Below are 20,654 nucleotides of genomic sequence, written 5' to 3' on the forward strand. Positions count from 1 at the left end.
CGGCGGCAGGACTCGGTGGGGCGGGCGGGACCGGGGCAGAGTCTACCGGCGGACCTCCTCCTCCTGCGGGGCCGCTCGCCGGGGCCGCTTGGGCAACACCCGCAGCGCCTCACCGACGTCGGCGACCTCCAGCACCCGCATCCCGTCGGGGATCTTCCCCGGATCGGACGGCACCAGAGCGTGGGTGAAACCGAGCCGCGCCGCCTCGGCGAGCCGCCGCTGCACACCGGTGACGCGCCGCACCTCCCCGGCGAGCCCGACCTCCCCGATGGCGACGAGGTTCTTCGGCAGCGGGGTGTCGCTCGCGGCGCTGGCCAGGGCGAGCGCCACCGCGAGGTCGGCGGCGGGCTCGGTGAGCTTCACCCCGCCGACGGTGGCGCTGTAGATGTCGCGTTTACCCAGGGCGCTGATCCGGCCGCGCTGCTCCAGGACGGCGAGCATCATCGAGACGCGGGAGGTTTCCAGGCCGGAGGTGGTCCGCCGCGGCGAGGGGATCTGCGAGTCGACGGTGAGCGCCTGCACCTCGGCGACGAGCGGACGGCGGCCCTCCAGGGTGACGGTCAGGCAGGTGCCGGGCACCGGCTCGGCGCGGCGGGTCAGGAAGAGACCCGACGGGTCGGCGAGCCCGGTGATGCCCTCGTCGTGCAGCTCGAAGCAGCCGACCTCGTCGGTGGTGCCGTAGCGGTTCTTGACGCCGCGGACCAGGCGCAGCCGGGCGTGCCGGTCGCCCTCGAACTGGAGGACCACGTCGACGAGATGCTCCAGCAGCCGGGGACCGGCGATGGCGCCGTCCTTGGTGACGTGGCCGACGAGGAGGGTGGCCATCCCGCGCTCCTTGGAGGCGCGGATGAGCGCCCCGGCGACCTCGCGGACCTGCGCCATACCGCCCGGGGCGCCGTCGATCTCCGGGGAGGCGACGGTCTGCACGGAGTCGAGGACCAGCAGCGACGGCTTGACGCTGTCGAGGTGGCCGAGGACGGCGGAGAGATCGGTCTCGGCGGCCAGGTAGAGGTCTTCGCTGAGCGCGCCGATGCGGTCGGCGCGCAGCCGGACCTGGCTCGCGGACTCCTCACCGGTGACGTAGAGGGTGCGGTGCGCGTCGGACGCGGCCTTGGCGGCGACGTCCAGCAGGAGGGTCGACTTGCCGACACCCGGCTCCCCGGCGAGCAGCACCACGGCACCGGGGACGAGGCCGCCGCCGAGCACACGGTCCAGCTCGGGCACGCCGGTGGAGCGGGCGGTCGCCCGGCGGCCGTCGACCTGCCCGATCGGCACGGCGGCGGTGGTGACCCGCCCCGGCGCGGTGGTGCGGACCGCCCCGGCGCCGCCGGTCTCCTCGACCGTGCCCCACGCCTGGCATTCGGGACAGCGCCCGAGCCACTTGACGGTGGTCCAGCCGCACTCGGTGCATCGGTAGGAGGGACGCTCCTTGGCCGACGTTTTACGGGTTGCCATGACGTCACCGTAACGGCGGGGTGTGACAACGGGCGCCGGCGGCGGGACGGCGCGGGCGCCGGTCCGGGCAGGTGGCGCGTACGGCGGCGGCCCGAGCGGCGTGCCCGGCCCGCAGCTCCTCCCCGAGGCGCCGCCGGACTTCCCCGCCGCTCGGGCCGGGGCACCCGGCCGCCGAGCACGCCGCGGCACTCCCCCGTTTCCGTCATCTCTACACAGGCGACAATTTGATGCAGGACCGCTGGAGCGCCGTTCCAGCTCCCGTTCCCACCGACCCCGCCGTTCCACCCGTTCCACCCTCCCGTTCCACCACCGGTCGCTCCGGCCGCGCCGCGTTCCACCCCGTTCAGAAAGGCCGGGCGTTTCCGTCGGAAACGGTCCAGGACGCCCGACCCTGGCCCCGTCACCTTCGGGAGGCTTGGGCGGAACGGGTGGTTCATGTCCCCTTTTGAGTGAGATGCTCACTCGTTAGGGTTGAATGTGCGGCCAGACGGCGAGTACCGCTGGATCATCGCCCTACCGTCGCCGGGGTGATGAGCAGGCCCGAGCACCCCACGCACACCACCGGCGCACACCGGTCGCGCAGCGGCGCTTCGCATCGGAGCAGGCCGCAGCACCCCGGTCGGCCGGTGCCGTCCGACCGTCCCGAACAGACCGGCCACCCCGAGCGGACGGCCCGCGTCGCCTGGCCCGTCCTGGCCCTTCCCCCGGGCACTCCGGGCGCCCCGGGCACGCAGCCGCACGCCACGCGTTTCGGCGCCCCCGGGCGTCCGGGGCACCCCGTCCGGGCCGCGGGCTACGAGCCGTACCTGGACGGGCTGTTCACGTACTGCCTGTCGGTGCTGTGCGCGCACGACGCGGCGACCGCGGTGCTCGGCGAGACGCTGGCGCTCGCCGAGCGGCAGCACGGCAGGCGCCCCGGCGATCCGGGCCTGTACCGCCCCTGGCTCTACGCCCTCGCCCGCTGGGCGTGTCTGCGCCGGCTGGCCGATGCCGCCCCGCCCGACCCGGCGGACGGCCCGGAGGCCGGACGGCGGGAGCTGGCCCGGCTGGCGTGGCCCGAGGCGGCCGGGATGTCGCCCGAGCAGCGCGAGGCGCTGGAGCTGTCGGTCCGCCACCGGCTGCCCACGGCGGAGGTGGCCGCGGTGCTCGGCTCCGACCCGGTGGCCACCCGGGCGCTGCTGGCCACCGCGTCCTGCGAGGTCGAGCGGACCCGCGCCGCGCTGGCCGTCGTCGAGCGCGGCCGCTGCCCGGACGTGGCGCGGCTGGCCGGCGGCACCGGAATGCTGCTCGGGGGGGTGCTCCGCCGGGAGTTGGTGCGGCACGTCGACGACTGCGCCGAGTGCCGCCGGACCGCCGAGTGCGCGACGGCCGCCGGTCCCTGGCCGGGGACCGCGCCCGCGGCCCGGGGGACGTTGCCGCTGGTCGCGGCGCCCCGGGAGGCGGTGTTCGGGGCGTTGGCGGCGGCCCGGCGGGCGCGCTCGGGGCGGGCCGAGGGGGTGGCCGGTTCGGGTGTGCCCGGCGGGGTGCGCCGTACGGGCCGCGGCGGTGGGCCAAACGGTTCTCCACGGTATGACCGACGGGGCTTCCCGGTCCGCCCGACGGATCTGGCGGCCCGCCGCCTACGGCTGCGCAGCCGCGCGATGACGACGACGATCGTCGCGACCGTACTGGCCGCCCCGGTGCTGGCCCTGTGGGCGGCGTACCGCGGGGCCCCCGGTCCCGGTGAGGCGGAGAGCGCGCCCCCGGTGTCGGCCGTCGACTCGGACAGCGGACGGCTGGACGGCCGTCCTTACGAGAACGCGGGAAACGCCGGGACGCCCTCGCGCCCCTCGGCGTCGGTGCCCGGAGGGGCGGGGAGCGTGGCGGCGCGGGTGACCGGCGTGGATGCCGGACGCGCGCGCCGGGACACCGGTCCCGGGCGGCTGACCGTGGCGGCGCAGCCGCGGGGCGCGGCGACCGTCATCACGCTCAGCGCGTCCGGGGGCACCCCGGTGCGCTGGACGGCGGCGTCGCGCGCCCCGTGGCTCCGGCTCAGCCGGACGGCCGGGGAGCTGCGGCCGGGGCAGACCACGACGGTGACCCTCCACGTCGATCACGACCGGGAGCCGGCCGGCCCGTGGCGGACCCGCGTCGTCATCGGTCCGGGCACGGCCACCGTCGCGATGGAGGGCCACGGCACCGGCTCGGGCACGGACGCCCCCCGCCCCACGGACCCGTCCCCCGCCCCGTCCCGCCCGGCCACCCCGTCCCCTCGCCCGACCGGTCCGTCCCCGACGTCCCCCGGCCCCACGCCCACGGGGCCGACGCCCGCGGACTCGTCCACGCCGGTGGCCACGGTGCGCTGAACGGGCGGGCGGCGCGGGACGCCGGTACGGGATGGGCATCGCCCCGTACAGGTGGAACGCCGTCCCCTACGGGTGGAACGCCGGAACGGCCTGGTGGAACGCCCCACGGCCGACGCGGGACAGCGGAAACGGCCCCGGCAAGGCATCGCACGGTCCAGCCGGAACGCCGGACGGAACGTGCGGAACGCCCTTCCCCCACGGGTGGAGCGCCACCCGGCCCGACAGGGACGGCGGGCGCCCCGAACGAGGTGAACGGGACGCCACCGCCACCGCACCTGTTCGGGGCACCGGAACGGTCAGCGGGAACATCGGAGCCGCCGAGAGCGGCCGGGCAGAGGGCCGGAACGATTCAGACGGGACGCCGTCCCACACCGGCGGACCACCGGAACACGCCGGCCGGGACACCGGAACACGCCGCTGGAACACCGGAAACGGCCCGGCGGGAACCCCGGAACGTCCCAGCCGTCAGACGCGCCCCTCAGCCCCGAACGGCCTTCCCCCTCCCGGGGCTTCGTCCCGGGAACGCGCCGGTCAGACCGTTCCCTCCGGGTGTTCCAGCTTGGCCGCCTTGCCCGAGCGGGCGGACTTGGGCGGACGGGCCGGATCGGCAGGGTGCGGGGCCAGCGGGAGGGTGGCGGCCAGGCGTTCCTCGCAGAGTTCGGCGAGCTTGGCGTAGCCCTCCTTGCCCATCAGTTCGGTGAGTTCGGGCTCGTACGAGACGTAGACCGGGTCGCCGGCGCCGTGGGCGGAGGTGGCGGAGGTGCACCACCAGTGCAGGTCATGGCCGCCGGGGCCCCAGCCGCGGCGGTCGTACTCGCCGATCGTGACCTGGAGGATCTGAGTGTCGTCGGGCCGGTCGATCCAGTCGTAGGTGCGGCGCACCGGGAGCTGCCAGCAGACGTCCGGCTTGGTCTCCAGGGGCTCGCGGCCCTCGCGCAGCGCCAGCAGGTGCAGCGAGCAGCCGGCGCCCGCCGCGAAGCCGGGGCGGTTCTGGAAGATGCAGGAGCCCTGCCAGCGGCGGGTCTGCCGGTCGCCGTCCTCGTCCTCCTCGGTCCAGCCGGTCTCCGTGCCGACGTCGTGGAACTGCCACAGCTCCGGCGTGAGCCGCGCCACGTGCTCCGCGACCCGCTGCTCGTCCTCCTCGTCGGAGAAGTGCGCGCCGAGCGTGCAGCAGCCGTCGTCGGCGCGGCCCGCCTGGATGCCCTGGCAGCCGCTGCCGAAGACGCAGGTCCAGCGGGAGGTCAGCCAGGTCAGGTCGCAGCGGAAGAGCTGCTCGTCGTCGGCCGGGTCCGGGAAGGTGACCCAGGCGCGGGCGAAGTCGAGGCCGACCTCGTCGGTCGCGGCGCCCGCCTGGCGCTTTGCGCCCTTCTCCGCGGTTTTCCCGTGCTTCGCCTTGTTCGTCTTAGCCACCTCTCCAGCGTACGGGCCCGGCGCCGCAGGCTCCGGACCCCGGGGGCGCGCGCATCGCCGCCGGGCGCCCCGGAAAGCACCGCATCCCCCGGGCGGGCCGCTCCGCCCCCGGGCGCCGCAGTAGGTTTCCCCGTATGAGACTCGGTGTCCTCGATGTGGGTTCGAATACGGTGCATCTCCTGGTGGTCGACGCGCACCCGGGCGCGCGTCCGCTGCCCGCCTACTCGCACAAGGCGGAGCTGCGGCTCGCCGAACTGCTCGACGCGGACGGCGCGATAAGTGACGCGGGCGTGGAACGGCTGGTCGCGACGGTCCGGGAGGCCGGGCAGGTGGCCGAGGACAAGGGCGTCGAGGACGTGCTGCCGTTCGCGACCTCCGCGGTCCGCGACGCCGCCAACGGCGAGGCGGTGCTGCGCCGGGTCACCGAGGAGACCGGTATCGCGCTGCGGGTGCTGTCCGGCGCGGACGAGGCGCGCCTGACCTTCCTCGCCGCCCGCCGCTGGTTCGGCTGGTCCGCCGGCCGGCTGCTGCTCCTGGATATCGGCGGCGGTTCGCTGGAGATCGCGTACGGGCTGGACGAGGAGCCGGACGCGGCGGCGTCGCTGCCGCTCGGCGCGGGCCGCCTGACCAGCGGCGCGCTTCCCGGCGATCCGCCCGGCGCGGACGAGGTGCGGGCGCTGCGCCGCCGGGTGCGGGCCGACATCGCGAAGGTGGTGAGCGACTTCACCCGGTACGGCACCCCCGACCACGTCGTCGGGACGTCGAAGACCTTCCGGCAACTGGCCCGGATCACCGGCGCCGCCCGCTCCTCCGACGGGCTGTACGTCCAGCGGGAGCTGGAACGCAAGAAGCTGGAGGAATGGGTGCCGAGGCTGGCCGGGATGACGGCACGGGAGCGTGCCGAACTGCCCGGCGTCTCCGAGGGCCGCTCGCGGCAGTTGCTGGCGGGGGCGCTGGTGGCGGAGGCGGCGATGGACCTGTTCGGGGTGGAATCGCTGGAGATCTGCCCGTGGGCGCTGCGCGAGGGCGTGATCCTGCGGCGGCTCGACCACCTGCCGACGGCCTGAGCGGTGCGGCCCGTACGCTGTCCCTCGTGACAGAGCCAGTGGTGCGCATCCCCGATGCGAAGGTCGCGCTGTCCACGGCCTCGGTCTACCCGGAGTCGACGGCGACGGCGTTCGAGATCGCCGCGCGTCTGGGGTACGACGGCGTCGAGGTCATGGTGTGGACCGACCCGGTCAGCCAGGACATCGAGGCGCTGCGGCGGCTGTCGGACTACCACGGTGTGCCGGTGCTGGCGGTGCACGCGCCGTGCCTGCTGATCACGCAGCGGGTGTGGTCGACGGATCCGTGGGTCAAGCTCCAGCGCGCGAAGAACGCCGCGCAGAAGCTGGGCGCCTCCACCGTCGTCGTCCATCCGCCGTTCCGCTGGCAGCGGGCGTACGCCCGGGAGTTCGTACGCGGTGTGTGGCGGATGGAACAGGAGACGGACGTCCGGTTCGCCGTCGAGAACATGTATCCGTGGCGCTACCGCGACCGCGAGATGCTGGCGTACGCGCCGGACTGGGACCCGACCAACGACGACTACCGCCACTTCACGATCGATCTCTCGCACACCGCGACGTCGCGCAGCGAGGCGCTGAAGATGGTGGAACGGATGGGCGACCGGCTGGCCCACATCCATCTCGCCGACGGCAGCGGTTCGGGCAAGGACGAGCACCTGGTGCCGGGACGCGGTACGCAGCCGTGCGCGGAGCTGCTGGAACAGCTTGCGGTGACCGGCTTCGACGGGCATGTCGTCGTCGAGGTCAACACCCGCCGTGCGATGTCCGCGGCGGAACGCGAGGCCGATCTCGCCGAGGCGCTGGCCTTCACCCGGCTCCATCTGGCGTCGCCCACGGGGACGCCAGGAGTGTGAGGCGGCGGGGCGGGGGCCCCTTAGGGGAAAGCGCCCTGTGAGGGTTCCTTCCTCTAGGAGGCGGCCCGGCCCGTACGGGAACGGCCCCGGCCCGTACGGGTCGCCCGGTCCGGCCCGTAAGGGATGCGGCCCCGGCCCGTAAGGGATCGCCCTCACCCCTTGAGGGAGCCGGAAACACCGCCCAGGGACAGCGCGGCCCCCTCGTACCGTCCCCCCGGATCTGTCCGCACTCCGGTCACCCGTCTCACTATGCGGAGGGCTTGTCCGGATCGCGGATCGGCAGCGTACTCTCGGATGAGCTGATACAGGACGGCTGATGTACGGCGCCGCCGGTACGCGGCGGGGTGCCCGTGCCCCCTCCGGTACCGCCGCGGCGGTCGTCCGAGACGATCCCCTAGGGAGTGACCATCGTGCCCGAGCTGAGGTCCCGCACCGTTACCCATGGCCGCAACATGGCCGGCGCCCGAGCCCTTATGCAGGCCAGCGGCGTAGCGCGCGAGGACTTCGGCAAGCCGATCATCGCCGTCGCCAACAGCTTCACGGAGTTCGTGCCGGGCCACACCCACCTCCAGCCGGTGGGCCGCATCGTCTCCGAGGCGATCCACGCGGCGGGCGGCATCGCCCGGGAGTTCAACACCATCGCCGTCGACGACGGCATCGCCATGGGCCACGGCGGCATGCTCTACAGCCTGCCCTCGCGTGACCTGATCGCCGACTCCGTCGAGTACATGGTCGAGGCGCACTGCGCGGACGCGCTGATCTGCATCTCCAACTGCGACAAGATCACCCCGGGCATGCTGATGGCCGCGATGCGCCTCAACATCCCGACCGTCTTCGTCTCCGGCGGCCCGATGGAAGCCGGCCAGACCACGCTGGTCGACGGCACCGTCCGCAAGCTCGACCTCGTCAACGCCATCTCCGAGGCGGTCAACGAGAACGTCTCCGACGAGGACATCCTCCGCATCGAGCAGAACGCCTGCCCGACCTGCGGTTCCTGTTCCGGCATGTTCACCGCCAACTCCATGAACTGCCTGACCGAGGCGATCGGCCTGGCCCTGCCCGGCAACGGCTCCGTCCTCGCCACCCACACCGCCCGCAAGGCGCTGTACGAGAACGCCGGCCGCACCGTCGTCGAGATCACCAAGCGCCACTACGAGCAGGACGACACCACCGTCCTGCCGCGCTCCGTCGGCTCCCGCGCCGCGTTCGAGAACGCCGTCGCCCTCGACATCGCCATGGGCGGTTCGACCAACACGATCCTGCACCTGCTGGCCGCCGCCCAGGAGGCCGACCTCGACTTCGACATGCAGAAGATCGACGAGCTGTCGCGGAAGCTGCCGTGCCTGTCGAAGGTCGCCCCGAACGGCGCGTACTACATGGAGGACGTGCACCGCGCGGGCGGCATCCCCGCCATCCTCGGCGAGCTGTACCGCGCCGGGCTGCTCAACGAGGACGTCCACACCGTCCACTCCCCCTCGCTCGCCGACTGGCTGAAGAGCTGGGACATCCGCGGCGGCTCCCCGTCCGCGGAGGCCACCGAGCTGTTCCACGCGGCGCCCGGCTGCGTCCGCTCCGCGAAGGCGTTCTCCCAGTCGGAGCGGTGGGAGTCGCTGGACACCGACGCGGCGAACGGCTGCATCCGCGACATCGCGCACGCCTACTCCACCGAGGGCGGCCTCGCGATCCTCTACGGCAACCTCGCCGTGGACGGCTGCGTCGTGAAGACCGCCGGTGTCGACGAGTCGATCTGGACGTTCGAGGGTCCCGCCGTGGTCTGTGAATCGCAGGAAGCCGCGGTCGACGCGATCCTGAAGAAGCAGGTCAAGGAGGGTGACGTCGTCGTCATCCGCTACGAGGGCCCCAAGGGCGGCCCCGGTATGCAGGAGATGCTGTACCCGACGTCGTTCCTCAAGGGCCGCGGTCTGGGCAAGGCGTGCGCGCTCGTCACCGACGGCCGGTTCTCCGGCGGCACCTCGGGCCTGTCCATCGGCCACGCCTCCCCGGAGGCGGCGTCCGGCGGCACCATCGCCCTCGTCGAGAACGGCGACCGCATCCGCATCGACATCCCGAACCGCTCGATCGAACTCCTCGTCCCGGAGACGGAGCTGGAGTCCCGCCGCCTGGCCCTCGGCGGCGTCTACGCCCCCAAGGACCGCGACCGCAAGGTCTCCCAGGCCCTGCGCGCCTACGCCGCGATGGCCACCAGCGCCGACAAGGGCGCGGTCCGCGATGTGAGCAAGCTGGGCTGAACCACCGGATTCCGCACGTGGGCCCTCGCCGGGAGGCGGGGGCCCACGCGGCGTCCGGGGTGCCCTCGGTGTCGGGGTGCGGTGGCCGGGCATTGTGCCGGGGCGGTGGGGACCGTCGGTCCGGCGGGAGCGCGGTCGAGTCCGGACGTCCGGCGGCGCTCGGCTGGGCCCGGCCACGGGAGTGCGGCGGGGCCCGGCGCGAGAACGCGGCGGGCCCGGCGATGGGAGCGCGGCGGAACCCCGTAGGGGAACGCGGCGCCGCCCGCGGCGAGAGCCCGGCGGGGCCCGGGCCCGGTGGGGCGGTCAGCCGGTGACGGGCAGGGACCTGCTGGTCTCCACGACCCGGAAGCCGGCCCGGTCGTACAGGCGCATCGCCGTCTCGTTCCCGCCCCACACGGTGAACATCAGCGCCGTGTCACCGGCGGCCCGGGTGGCCTGTTCGCCCGCCACCATCGCGCCGTGGCCGTAGCCCTTGCCGCGGTGCTCGGCGTCGACGTAGAGGCTGTAGCCGTAGGTGACGCCGGGCAGATGGCCGTGGTGGAGCCAGGCAGTGCCGACGGGCCCGTCCGCCGCCTGGAGGACGAGGAAGGCGTGGCCGGGGGTGGCCTGCCCCCGGGGGATCAGTTCCGCGAAGTCGTCCTCCGCCTTCCGGACGGCTTCGTCCCTGGTCAGAGCGCCTGCCCGGACGATGTCACCGGTGTACGCGTCCTTCTCCACGGCGAGCCAGCGCGGGAACTCGTCCGCGGTCATCGGCCGCGCGGCGACCGCGGAGGGCGGCGGCGGGGCGGCGCCGAAGGTACGGATCCGCAGCTCCGCCTCGACCGGGTAGCCGGCGAAGAGGCCGCCGTCCGGTCCGGTGACCCGGACGGCGATCCGGCGCGCGCCCCGCTCGGCGCACCATTCCTCGGCCCAGGCACGCGCGGCCTGTTCACGGCCCTGACCCGCGTGTTCCGCGTCGATCCAGAGATCCCCTATCAGGCCCGCGGGCGTGCCGCGGTCGTCGGTGACGTCCACCGCGACATACCCGATCCGGGCCCCGCCGTCGGTGATCTCCGCGACGGTCCACTCCTCGGCCTTCTCCCGCTCCCGGAGCCTGCCGATCCGGACCTCCGCCGCTTCCGGCCCGAGCCCGGCGGCGCGGTACGCGTCCCGCCGCCGCTGCTCGAAGTCCCGCCGCCAGGCAGCGCGTTCGTCCAGCACATGGAATTCCGTCATCGGGCCACCGTAACCACGGGCACACAGCGGCGCGCGGGCATTTCCCCGTGCGGTGCGCGCGGGCATTTCCGTACGGTGCGCCCGGGCATTTCCACGTACGGTGCGCGCCGCCACCGGGCGTCGGTGGCGCGCCGTCAGAGCTTCTGCCGCGTGGCCCCGGCGGGTGCCATGGCCTCTCACCTGCCCGGAAGGGTTGGAGCCGGTGCCCTCGGATCACTCGGCGTGAGCCCGCTCCCTCCGCCCGTCCGCTGCCGCCTCCGCTATCCCTTGCCCCACCCGTTCTCCAGCAGGTCGAACGCGGCGTCCAGCGCCGCCACCTGGTCGTCGGAGCGGTACGCGAACGCGACCGCCTCCAGGGCGAAGCGGGCCAGGGCCGCACTGCGCGGATCGCCGGGGGCGGCACCGGAGTCCTCGGCGATGGCGTCGGCGAGGGCGGTCTGATGCCGCATCCACATGCGGTGGGCGTACGCGCTGAGCGCCGGGGTCCGCTCGATGAGGGCGAAGAACTCAGCCGCGCCGGAGCTCTCGTCGGAGATCTTCAGGCGGGCCCATTCGGCGTGGGCGCGGAGCGCCGCCGGAATGCTGACGCCCTTCTCCCGGTCGCGTACGGCGGCGACGAGCCCCGCCTCCTGGTCCGCCTCCTCGTCGAAGACCAGCGCTTCCTTGCTCGGGAAGTACTTGAGGAGCGTGGTGGTCGAGACGTCCGCGGCGTCGGCGACGGTGTGCAGCGTCACCGCGTCGTAGCCGTGTTCCAGGAAGAGGCGCAGCGCGGCGTCGGCCAGGGCACGGCGGGTGGCCGCCTTCTTGCGTTCGCGGCGCCCTACGGGTGCGGGCTCGGCGGGAGTGGGCATGCCGTCACCCTACCCAAGGTGACACGACCAAAAAAGTTGCATGGTTGCACTTTCTTGGTCAGTGTTCTTTCATGGACACGGCAGCGCGGCGGCCCACCGGACCACACCGCGCCCCCATTCCTTGCCCCCTTTTCCCCTTTCCGCTTTCCCCTTCCCTCCTTCTCTTTTTCTCCTGCTCCTTCTTCCGGCCGTCCGCGCCGGGCTCCCCTCCGCGCTTCCGCGCCTTCCCGGCCGCCACGTGCCGATGAAGTTCCACCACCATCCGAGGACCGTCATGCCTTCTTCCCGCGCACCCCGTATCGACGTTGTCGGCGCCGGCCCCGGCGGCCTGATCTGCGCCCGCATACTCCAGCGCCACGGCGCCGCCGTCACCGTCCATGACCTCGACACCTCCGCCACCGCCCGTGACCAGGGCGGCAGCCTCGACATGCATCCCGGCACCGGCCAACACGCCCTGAAGGAGGCCGGTTTGTGGGACGCGTTCGCTCCTCTCTCCCGCCCCGAGGGCCAGCAGATACGAGTGGCCGACCGCCACGGCCGGTTGCTGCTCGACGCCGCGCCGCCCGAGGAAGGAGACGGTGCCGATGTCCGGCCCGAGATCGACCGCGGTCGCCTGCGTCACCTCCTCCTCAACTCCCTCTCGCCCGGCACCGTCCGGTGGGGCCACCGCCTGGAGCGCGCCGAGCCGCTGGGCGACGGCGTCCACCGCCTGCACTTCGCCGATGGCTCCACGACCGAGACGGACCTGGTCATCGGCGCGGACGGCGCCTGGTCCCGGGTCCGCCCGCTGGTCTCGGACGCCCGCCCCGACTACACCGGCGTCACCGTCGTCGAGGCCGAACTGCTCGACGCCGACCACCGCCACCCGGAACTGTCCACCTTCACGGGCAACGGCATGATGATGGCCATCGACGCAGGTCAGGGCGTGATCGCACAGCGCAACGGCGAAGGCCGGATCCGCGTCCACATCGCCCTGCGCACCGCCGAGGACTGGCACCGCACGGCAGGCGCCGACCTCGCCGACCCTGCCGCCGTCCGCGCCGTCCTCCTGGCACGTTTCTCCGACTGGGGCGCCCCGCTGCTCGCCTTCCTCCGGGCCGCCGACACCGGGTACGTCAACCGGCCGCTGTACGCGCTGCCCGTCCCGCACACCTGGCGGCCCACCGCCGGTGTCACCCTGCTCGGCGACGCGGCACACCTTATGTCCCCGATCTCCGGCATGGGCGCCAACCTGGCGATGCGGGACGGCGCGGACCTCGCCCATGCGCTCCTCGACCACGTCACGACCGACGCGGCGGTCGCGGCCTACGAGAAGGTGCTGTTCCCTCGCTCCGCCGAAGCGGCCCAGGGCGCTGCGGCGGGACTGGCCGACCTCTTCTCCCCGGACGGCGCCGCGCACGTCCTCGCCCATATGTCGGGCGAGGAGTGAGAGGACCGGCACCGACACGGATCGCGTCCGGCTACCGTCCCTCGCCCGGCGGCCGGAAGCAGTCCATGGTGACCGCCAGCCGGACCGTGTGCGGCGGCTTGGCGGAGGCGACGGCGAGGTGACTGCGGTGCGGTCCGTCGGTGGCGTCGAGCTGGGCCTCCTGGGCCGGCGGCCGTTCCTCGTACGCGGTGATCTCGATGCCGTCACGCCGTTCCAGCGCCGCCCGCAGCCGTCGCAGCGCGGCGATATGGAGCCGGTCGGGAAGGTCCGCGTACGCGGTGTACGTCAGTGCGTACGGGCCGTCGGCGGGCGCCCGCACGCCCTGCCGGTCGCATCGCTCGTAGGTCTCGCCCGGGCTGTACCGCCCGGTGATGCCGATACGGGCATCGGCGACCAGTGCCCGGACCTGCTGTTGCGCCGTCGCGAGTGCCGCCGCCCGGCTCTCCCGGGGCGGCGCCTCCCCGGCGGACGACCATGCCAGCCACCAGACGACGATCGTGGCGATCACCGCCGTGGCCGCGATCAGCCCGCCGCTTCGCCGCCCGATCCCGTGGTGACCTTTCAACGGCCGGACGGTATCCCGCTGTTCACAGCACCGGCGTACGACATCCGAGCCGATGCCCAGGACGCGGGCGCGAGAGCGGTCGGGACCTTGCTTTCCTGGATGGGGGCGAGTGCGGAGAGGTTGTCGGAGACCTCTGCACAAGCCTCGCCCTCGTGGTTGCGGTATCTGGGCCTGCGTGGCTGAAGAGCGCTCAGTTCGGCGTGGCGGGCGGGCATGAGGCTCCCTTCAGGGCGCGGTCTGAACTCGATGCGCTCGTGTGAGGAAAGAGCGCGAGCACGCAGGCGATCGTAACTGACCTGCATGTACTCAACTCTGGCGCTCTGGGCGACCAGTTATCCGTCATATCCGGCCCCTCCAGACGGTGCGGTCACTGGCACATGCCGATCGCTCCGCCGCGGCACCGGCTCCCGTTCGGGCAGTGAACTGCCCTGCGGGACCGGTGCCGGAAAGGCGACCAGGGGATCGGGCGCGGAGGCCGAGGGCCCATCGGTCTCAGAAGGAGAGGGCGGCGTTGGGGTCGGTCTGCCAGTAGGTGACGAAGGCGTTGTCGTCGATCTTGGTGCCGTCCGGCAGGGCGAGGGTGACGCTGTGCCCGGCGTCGGGCTCATTTTCGTCCCGGCCCGGGAAGTGGATCTCCAGGTTGCGTGCGTCGCGCAGGTGGGTGTCGTCGCTCGGCTCGCCTATCAGCCCGACCCCGGCGTACGCGGACTCACCGGGCTCGACGCTGACGACGGCCTGCGGCTGGGAGTCGTCCAGCACGCGGGTGGCGGCCTGGTCCTCGTCGAAGCGGAGCTGGGGTGCGTAGTACGCGTTGCAGCGCTTGCTGCCGGTGTTGGTGATCTTGATGAGCAGGTGGTTGATCGGGCGCGACGCCTGGGAGACCTCGGCCTTCACCGTCGCACCGGTGCAGGGGGCGTCCTCCGGCGCCTCGTCCCCGCCGCTGTTGTTCTTGCCGGCGTTGCTCCTGCCGGCGTCGCTGCCCTGGTCGGTGGTGGCACGGGCCTCTCCCTTGCCCGCGCTCTGGCCGCCCTTGGCGTCGGTGCCGCCGCCGGAGGTGTGCTGTCCTTGCTCCTCCGACGCGGAGGGAACGGACTTGAGCGCGTCGTCCTTCCCGTCGACGGGACCGCAGGCGGTCAAGGAGAGGGCCGCGAGGGCGGTAACGGCGAAGAGGGCGGGCTTGCGGATACGGCGAAGAGCAGACATGGCAGACCTCGGTCAGGTGATCGGAGTGGATGACCGCGGTGGAGAACCTCAACGCCGCGGCGTGGTCACCACATTCACCGTTCCACTCCTCACGCTGCAAGGATTCGGGCCTCATACGGGACGCCGGAATGATTCCACCCCACCTGACCTGCGGGGTTATCCACAGCCTGGAACGCCTGCCTGGAACGGGTGGAATAGTTGAGGCATGACGAAGGACGAAGGGGAGGGCTCCTTCGCGGCCATGCTGCGGGAGTTGAAGGGGCGTTCGGGGCAGAGCTACGGCACGCTGGCGAAACGGCTGCACGTGAGCACATCGACGCTGCACCGCTACTGCAACGGTGACGCGGTGCCCGCCGAGTTCGCGCCCGCCGAACGTCTTGGGCGGTTCTGCGGCGCGAAGCCGGACGAGCTGGTCGAGCTGCACCGCCGGTGGATCCTGGCGTCCGCCACCCGGGGAGGGAAGAAACGCCCGGCGGGCGCAGCCGGCGAGGAGTCAGCCGAGCGGGAGCCGGCGCACGTACCGCACGCGCCGTCCGCCACGCGGACCGCACCGACCGGACCGACAACGGAGTTCGAGGCCGCCTCCGGCCCAGGTCCGGAGCCGGAGGACGCGTCGGCAGCCGAGCCGGAGCCCGGGGGCGCGCCGGCACGGAAGCCGGAGTGGGCACGGGACGCGGAAGCGGCGTCGGCGGCGTCGGAGATGGATCCGCCCGAACCGGTCCGGGACGTCCGCCCGGACGAGGAAGCGGCCCGGAACGCCGCCTTCCCTGTTCCCACCGGCCCTGCTCCCGGCTCGGGCGACCACCCGGACGACGGCGCCGCCCGGAACGCGGCCTTCGCCGTCCCGCCGAAGGCGTCCCGGAAACGCCGGCCGCTCCTCATCACCGCGGCGGTGGCCGTCGTCGCCGCGCTCAGCGTCACCGCCGCGTACAGCATCGCGGGCGACGACGCCGCACGCCGCGTCACCACCCACGACGGGCAGGACGACGCCCCTGACACCCCGGGCGACGGCACCGCGTCGGCGACCGCCGGGAAGAAGGGCAAGAAGGGGGACGAGAAGGACAAGGACGGGAAGAGCGGCTCCTCCGCCTCGCCCGGCAAGGGCGATCGCGATCCGACCGGCACCCCGTCCGCCTCCGCGGGCACCGGCAACGGCCACCCTTCGAGCGGCATCCCCTTGTCGGTGAACGTCCGCCCGTACGTCTGGGGGGATGAACTCCCCTGTATGCAGACCTTCCTGATCAACCGGGCCCCGGAGAACATGCCCGGTACCCCGCAGACCGGGGACACCGTCGGCTGGGCCCGCAGTCTCGGCGGTGTCGACGCGGAACACTCGCGTATCGGCGTGGTGGTCCGCGGTACGGAGAAGGAACCGGTGGTGCTGGAGGCGCTGCGCGCCCAGGTCGTGGGGCGGGGCCCGGCGCTGGGCTGGCAGCACTACAACCCGTCGGGCGGCTGCGGCGGCGGGCTGACCCCGTCCTCGTACTCCATCGCCCTCGACAACACCAGCCCGGTCGTCAAGCCGATCCCCGGTCAGCAGGCGGGGAAGCCGGTCCCCGCCAAGCCGTTCCCGCGCACGGTCAGCGCCAGCGATCCGGAGGCGCTTGCGGTCCGGGCGGACGCGGTCTCCTGCGACTGCAGTTGGTACCTGGAGCTGGACTGGAGCAGCGGAAAGCGCAGCGGCACCCTCCGTATCGACGACGGCGGCCGCCCGTTCCGCACCAGCGGCGCCGCCAGCCACACGACCTACACGTACGGCGGCGACCCCGCCAAGTGGTGGGGCGACGACTGATCCCCCGCCCACCGGCGCCGCACCCTGGAACATTGGCCATGGAATGCGGGTGGCGAGCAGCCCTGGAACGGCGCCGCCCCAGCCCGCCCGTCCCCCTTGGAACGTTGGCCACGGAACGGGCAAGTAGCGGACCGGAACACGGCAGCCCCCGCCTCGTAGGTCCTGGAACGCACACAGCGGCCCCCGCCGAAACGGGGGCCGCTGAGCGTATGCGCTGGTCAGGCAGGTGGAATGGATCAGACCGGTTCGGCGACGGGCGCCGGGGCGGCCGTCTTCTCCTCGGTCTCCGGACGGACCGGGCCACCACGCAGCGGGATCTCCTTGAGGTACCACGCCGCGGCGAACCCGATGACGCTGATCACCGCGCCCCACAGGAAGACATGGTGCGTACCGGCGGAGACCGCGTGCAGATACGCGTCCTTCACCATCGGGGGCAGCTCCGCCAGACCCTTCGGGTCCAGTTGCGCGGCACCGCCGGACGGCAGCTTGCCGCCCGCCGCGCCGAGCCGCTCACTCATCGTGTCCCTCACCTGCTGGGTGAAGATCGCGCCGAAGACCGCGACGCCGAAGGAACCACCGATCGTCCGGAAGAGCGTGGCGGACGACGAGCCGACGCCCATGTCCTTCATCGCCACGCTGTTCTGCGCGATCAACATCGTCGTCTGCATCAGGAAGCCCATACCGGCGCCGAGCACCGCCATGTAGAGACCCGAGGTGAAACGGGTGGTGCCGACGTCCATCAGGGACAGCAGCCCCAGACCGACGGTGATCAGCCCGGCGCCGACCACCACGAAGACCTTGTACTTACCGGTCGTGGTGGTGACCCGGCCCGCGAACAGCGACACCACCATCATCGCCAGCAGCATCGGCAGAAGCAGCAGCCCGGAGTTGGTGGCCGAGGCACCCTGCACCGTCTGCTGGAACAGCGGCAGGAAGGTCATCGACCCGAACATCACGAAGCCGACGAGGAAACCGATCAGCGTGACCAGCGAGAAGTTGCCGTTACGGAAGATGTGGAGCGGCAGCACCGGCTCCGCGACCTTCCGCTCCACCAGCACGAACAGCACCAGCGCGACGACCGCGCCCGCACCCAGCCCGATGATCTGCGGCGACGCCCACTCGTACTCGGTACCGCCCCACGTCGCCATCAGCACCAGCGCGGTGATGCCGACGGTGAGCAGCGCGGCGCCGAGGTAGTCGATCCGCGCCTGCGCCCGCTTCTTCGGCAGATGCAGCACCGCGGTCACCATGGCGAGGGCCACGGCGCCCAGCGGCAGGTTGATGTAGAAGCTCCAGCGCCAGCCGAGGTGGTCGGTGATGGTGCCGCCGACCAGCGGTCCGCCAATCATGGCGATGGCCATGACACCGGCCATCATGCCCTGGTACTTACCGCGCTCCCGCGGCGGAATCAGATCGCCGATGATCGCCATGACGCCGACCATCAGTCCGCCGGCGCCCAGTCCCTGCACGGCGCGGAACCCGATGAGCTGGCCCATGTCCTGGGCCGCGCCGGAGAGCGCCGACCCGATCAGGAAGAGCACGATGGACGACAGGAACACGCCCTTGCGTCCGTACATGTCGCCGAGCTTGCCCCAGATCGGGGTGGACGCGGCGGTGGCGAGCGTATAGGCGGTGACCACCCAGGAGAGGTGCTCCAGACCGCCCAGTTCGCCGACGATCGTGGGCATCGCGGTGCCGACGATCATGTTGTCGAGCATCGCGAGCAGCATCGCGATCATCAGCGCGAAGAGCACCACCCGCACGCTGGCGGGCGGCTTACCCGCCGCCTGCTGTTCCGGCGCCGGTTTGTCCTTGTCGCCCGCTGCCATTCCATCCCCCGTCGGGGTCGCGCTCCGCGACTTCCCCATCACTCTCACTTACTCCCACTTACTTGCCGCCCGGCTAGTTCAGTACAGTGAGGAAAGGTAAGTCGGCACTAGCCGGTCGTCAAGTAAGTTTTTTTCCTGGCGCACCGGGAGCATCACATCGAGGACCCAGGAGAGCGGCATGAGCACAGGTCAGCGCAGGGGCAACACCCGCCGGCGCATCCAGGACGCCGCACTGGAACTGTTCTCCGCGCAGGGTTACGAGAAGACCTCGCTCCGCGAGATCGCCGAGCGGCTGGACGTCACCAAGGCCGCCCTCTACTACCACTTCAAGACCAAGGAAGACATCGTCATCGGGCTCTTCGAGGACGCGGCGCAGCCGATCGATGACCTGCTGACCTGGGGGCGGGAGCAGCCGCGCACCACGGAGACCAAGATCGAACTGGTCCGCCGCTACGGCGCGGCGCTGCGCAACGCGGAAGCGCTGTTCCGCTTCGTCCACGAGAACCAGGCCACGGTGCGCGACCTCAGCATCGGCGAGATCTTCAAGCGGCGGGTGATGGAGCTTTTCGACATGCTCAAGGACCCGGACGCCGATCTGGTCGACCAGATGCGGTGCCTGACCGCGGTGCACGCGCTGCACGCGGGTCAGTTCACGATGCAGCACGTCGAAGGCGACCCCGAGGAGAAGCGCAAGGCCATCCTCGAGGTCGCCACGGAACTGGTCACGGCGGCCAACCCGCCGTACCGCCGGCCAGCCCGGCCGGACTCAGCTCAGACGGCGTCGCCGTGAGCCCGCAGGAATCCGGTCGGCTCGATGCCCGACCCGTAGTTGGGGCCGGTGCGGACCTCGAAGTGCAGGTGCGGGCCGGTGGAGTTACCGGTGGAGCCCGACAGGCCGATCTGCTGACCGGTCTTGACGGCCTGGCCGACGCTCACCTGGATCTGCGACAGGTGGGCGTACTGGGTGTACATACCGTTCGGGTGCTTGATCACGACGGCGTTGCCGTACGCGGGGCCGTCGCCGCCACCGTTCGGACCGGCCTTGACCACGATGCCGTTGTGCACGGCCTTGACGGCGGTGCCGGTCGGCACGACGAAGTCCTGACCGCTGTGGTTGTGCGACCAGTGCGTACCGGCGAGGCCGAAGGTGGAGCCGAGGGTGTACTTGTCGACCGGCTTGACCCAGGCGTTGGCGGACTTCTTGGCGCTCTGGACGGCCTTGGTCTGCGCGTCGGCCTGCTTCGCGACGGTGGAGCTCACATTCGAGGTGAGGCTCGTCAGCCCGGAATCCGCGGCGTTCGCGACACCCGCGCCGAGCGCGACGGAGGCGCCCAGGCCGACGGTGACGGCCACCGCACGGGTACGGAGAGCGGACTTCTTGGAATTGCGGAGCTTGGCGAACTTCGACATGCGGGTTGTACCTCCGGAAAGGAACGGAAAGGGATCTGCGATCCGGCTGCGGACCGGCATCGCCATTCCTTGGTAACCCGCCATTGCCGTGCTGCCAAGGGCCCTTTCTACTAGCCCGGACCGTAAGCACGCCGAGGCACGGATGTCCGCCGGACACCCCGAACAGCCGGTGGATCAATCCCCCAAATCACCCCATCTCGCCTAGACCCACGCGACCTCCATACCCTCCCTGAACTGGACATATAGGCTTACGTCGCCCGACTTGGAGGCCCTGCGCCCCACCCCCGGGAGACGCGACCCACGAAGGGGTATCCACAGCCCCGTACGCCCCCGAGGAACTCCCCCTAATTCCTCTAGTAGGCCGGAATTCTGCTGTGCGACACGTCACCGGAAAGCCGTTCCGGAGGGACTTTTGATGTCCGTTTCGGGACCAACGGCCTTCTGTGACCGGGGTTACCCGCCTGTCGCTCACAGACTCTTTCGATCGCCATTTCCCCGGTTTTATGTGACCGCGGTTACTCGGAATGGGGTGAATGTGACCGGGGTTATGTGACGGCGGTTACCCGGTACTGCACGATGGCAGGAAAGGGGGCGAGGAACGGCCGCCGAGGCTTCCGTCGGACTGCTGGGACCGTCGCCCGGCGCCGCTGCCGGTAGCTGCCGGTAGTGGCCGGTAGCTGCCGGTAGTGGCCGGTAGCTGCCGACCCCGGGTGCCATCGCCTCCGACGGGCCGCCGTCGCGGAACCGTCCGAAACCGCTCCCGGGCCACCCGTACGCCCCTAGCCTTGTTCCCGCCCGTGCCCGCCTGGAACGACGAGGGCTCCCGGCCCACGTTCCAGCCGTTCCTGGAACGGCGACGGCCGAGAGGCCGCGTCCCACCCCTGGAACAGCGGGCCAGGACTCCCCTCCCACCGTTCCAGGAACAGCGGGAGCCGGGAGCCCGCGTTCCACCCATCCCTGGAACGGCGACGACCGAGAGCGCG

15 protein-coding genes are annotated in these 20,654 nt (G+C 72.2%); 7 read left to right on the plus strand and 8 right to left on the minus strand.

Going from position 1 to position 20,654, the window contains the following annotated elements; genetic code table 11:
- Window positions 1-42 precede the first annotated feature (42 nt).
- Complete coding sequence (gene radA / locus ACGH2B_RS10845) at window positions 43-1,455, minus strand: DNA repair protein RadA (protein WP_345077337.1); 1,413 nt, start codon at window positions 1,453-1,455, stop codon at window positions 43-45.
- A 530-nt stretch (window positions 1,456-1,985) separates the two neighbouring features.
- Between radA and ACGH2B_RS10850 the strand changes: the two genes are divergently transcribed.
- A complete protein-coding gene (locus ACGH2B_RS10850) occupies window positions 1,986-3,800 on the plus strand; it encodes a sigma-70 family RNA polymerase sigma factor (RefSeq protein ID WP_399087451.1) in 1,815 nt (604 codons plus the stop codon).
- A gap of 531 nt (window positions 3,801-4,331) precedes the next feature.
- Here ACGH2B_RS10850 and ACGH2B_RS10855 read toward each other — a convergent pair.
- The gene (locus tag ACGH2B_RS10855; RefSeq protein ID WP_399087453.1) at window positions 4,332-5,210 is read right to left on the minus strand and encodes a hypothetical protein; all 879 of its coding nucleotides are present in this window, start codon (window positions 5,208-5,210) and stop codon (window positions 4,332-4,334) included.
- Window positions 5,211-5,344: 134 nt separating this feature from the next.
- On the opposite strand from ACGH2B_RS10855, the gene ACGH2B_RS10860 reads away from it, so the two are divergent.
- From ACGH2B_RS10860 to ilvD, 3 genes are all read left to right on the plus strand, one after another.
- Complete coding sequence (locus ACGH2B_RS10860) at window positions 5,345-6,277, plus strand: Ppx/GppA family phosphatase (RefSeq protein WP_399087454.1); 933 nt, start codon at window positions 5,345-5,347, stop codon at window positions 6,275-6,277.
- A 38-nt stretch (window positions 6,278-6,315) separates the two neighbouring features.
- Window positions 6,316-7,128, plus strand: a complete 813-nt coding sequence (locus ACGH2B_RS10865) for a sugar phosphate isomerase/epimerase family protein (protein WP_399096918.1) — start codon at window positions 6,316-6,318, stop codon at window positions 7,126-7,128.
- Window positions 7,129-7,538: 410 nt separating this feature from the next.
- Entirely contained in the window at window positions 7,539-9,377 is a 1,839-nt protein-coding gene (gene ilvD / locus ACGH2B_RS10870) for a dihydroxy-acid dehydratase (RefSeq protein WP_399087456.1), read from the plus strand.
- Between the two features lie 303 nt (window positions 9,378-9,680).
- On the opposite strand, the gene ACGH2B_RS10875 is transcribed toward ilvD, so the two are convergent.
- Complete coding sequence (locus ACGH2B_RS10875; protein WP_399087458.1) at window positions 9,681-10,592, minus strand: GNAT family N-acetyltransferase; 912 nt, start codon at window positions 10,590-10,592, stop codon at window positions 9,681-9,683.
- Window positions 10,593-10,852: 260 nt separating this feature from the next.
- On the minus strand, window positions 10,853-11,443 hold the full coding sequence (locus tag ACGH2B_RS10880) for a TetR/AcrR family transcriptional regulator (RefSeq protein ID WP_399087460.1): 591 nt from the start codon (window positions 11,441-11,443) through the stop codon (window positions 10,853-10,855).
- 274 nt (window positions 11,444-11,717) lie between these two features.
- On the opposite strand from ACGH2B_RS10880, the gene ACGH2B_RS10885 reads away from it, so the two are divergent.
- Window positions 11,718-12,872, plus strand: coding sequence for an FAD-dependent oxidoreductase (locus ACGH2B_RS10885; RefSeq protein WP_399087462.1), 1,155 nt, complete (start codon window positions 11,718-11,720; stop codon window positions 12,870-12,872).
- A 31-nt stretch (window positions 12,873-12,903) separates the two neighbouring features.
- On the opposite strand, the gene ACGH2B_RS10890 is transcribed toward ACGH2B_RS10885, so the two are convergent.
- Together ACGH2B_RS10890 and ACGH2B_RS10895 are read right to left on the minus strand one after the other, a co-directional pair.
- A complete protein-coding gene (locus tag ACGH2B_RS10890; protein WP_399087464.1) occupies window positions 12,904-13,437 on the minus strand; it encodes a hypothetical protein in 534 nt (177 codons plus the stop codon).
- A 492-nt stretch (window positions 13,438-13,929) separates the two neighbouring features.
- Entirely contained in the window at window positions 13,930-14,640 is a 711-nt protein-coding gene (locus ACGH2B_RS10895; RefSeq protein WP_399087466.1) for a DUF4232 domain-containing protein, read from the minus strand.
- Between the two features lie 205 nt (window positions 14,641-14,845).
- On the opposite strand from ACGH2B_RS10895, the gene ACGH2B_RS10900 reads away from it, so the two are divergent.
- Window positions 14,846-16,432: a helix-turn-helix domain-containing protein gene (locus ACGH2B_RS10900; protein ID WP_399087468.1), complete on the plus strand. Its 1,587-nt coding sequence runs from the start codon at window positions 14,846-14,848 to the stop codon at window positions 16,430-16,432.
- A gap of 236 nt (window positions 16,433-16,668) precedes the next feature.
- Here ACGH2B_RS10900 and ACGH2B_RS10905 read toward each other — a convergent pair whose 3' ends face one another.
- The gene (locus ACGH2B_RS10905) at window positions 16,669-18,261 is read right to left on the minus strand and encodes an MDR family MFS transporter (RefSeq protein WP_399087470.1); all 1,593 of its coding nucleotides are present in this window, start codon (window positions 18,259-18,261) and stop codon (window positions 16,669-16,671) included.
- A 178-nt stretch (window positions 18,262-18,439) separates the two neighbouring features.
- Between ACGH2B_RS10905 and ACGH2B_RS10910 the strand changes: the two genes are divergently transcribed.
- Complete coding sequence (locus ACGH2B_RS10910; RefSeq protein WP_399087472.1) at window positions 18,440-19,051, plus strand: TetR/AcrR family transcriptional regulator; 612 nt, start codon at window positions 18,440-18,442, stop codon at window positions 19,049-19,051.
- On the opposite strand, the gene ACGH2B_RS10915 is transcribed toward ACGH2B_RS10910, so the two are convergent.
- A complete protein-coding gene (locus tag ACGH2B_RS10915) occupies window positions 19,033-19,671 on the minus strand; it encodes a M23 family metallopeptidase (RefSeq protein WP_399087474.1) in 639 nt (212 codons plus the stop codon). The two genes, ACGH2B_RS10910 and ACGH2B_RS10915, sit on opposite strands and share 19 nt — an antisense overlap.
- Between the last annotated feature and the right edge of the window lie 983 nt (window positions 19,672-20,654).

It is taken from the genome of Streptomyces sp. BBFR2, assembly GCF_044497305.1.
Taxonomy (GTDB): domain Bacteria; phylum Actinomycetota; class Actinomycetes; order Streptomycetales; family Streptomycetaceae; genus Streptomyces.

What these genes read in the sequence shown, in the direction of transcription:
- ACGH2B_RS10905 (WP_399087470.1), bottom strand. Translation starts at nt 18,261, where the DNA reads ATGGCAGCGGGCGACAAGGACAAACCGGCGCCGGAACAGCAGGCGGCG.
- ACGH2B_RS10880 (WP_399087460.1), bottom strand. Translation starts at nt 11,443, where the DNA reads ATGCCCACTCCCGCCGAGCCCGCACCCGTAGGGCGCCGCGAACGCAAG.
- ACGH2B_RS10900 (WP_399087468.1), top strand. Translation starts at nt 14,846, where the DNA reads ATGACGAAGGACGAAGGGGAGGGCTCCTTCGCGGCCATGCTGCGGGAG.
- ACGH2B_RS10860 (WP_399087454.1), top strand. Translation starts at nt 5,345, where the DNA reads ATGAGACTCGGTGTCCTCGATGTGGGTTCGAATACGGTGCATCTCCTG.
- ACGH2B_RS10915 (WP_399087474.1), bottom strand. Translation starts at nt 19,671, where the DNA reads ATGTCGAAGTTCGCCAAGCTCCGCAATTCCAAGAAGTCCGCTCTCCGT.
- ACGH2B_RS10885 (WP_399087462.1), top strand. Translation starts at nt 11,718, where the DNA reads ATGCCTTCTTCCCGCGCACCCCGTATCGACGTTGTCGGCGCCGGCCCC.
- ACGH2B_RS10895 (WP_399087466.1), bottom strand. Translation starts at nt 14,640, where the DNA reads ATGTCTGCTCTTCGCCGTATCCGCAAGCCCGCCCTCTTCGCCGTTACC.
- radA (WP_345077337.1), bottom strand. Translation starts at nt 1,455, where the DNA reads ATGGCAACCCGTAAAACGTCGGCCAAGGAGCGTCCCTCCTACCGATGC.
- ACGH2B_RS10910 (WP_399087472.1), top strand. Translation starts at nt 18,440, where the DNA reads ATGAGCACAGGTCAGCGCAGGGGCAACACCCGCCGGCGCATCCAGGAC.
- ACGH2B_RS10850 (WP_399087451.1), top strand. Translation starts at nt 1,986, where the DNA reads ATGAGCAGGCCCGAGCACCCCACGCACACCACCGGCGCACACCGGTCG.
- ACGH2B_RS10875 (WP_399087458.1), bottom strand. Translation starts at nt 10,592, where the DNA reads ATGACGGAATTCCATGTGCTGGACGAACGCGCTGCCTGGCGGCGGGAC.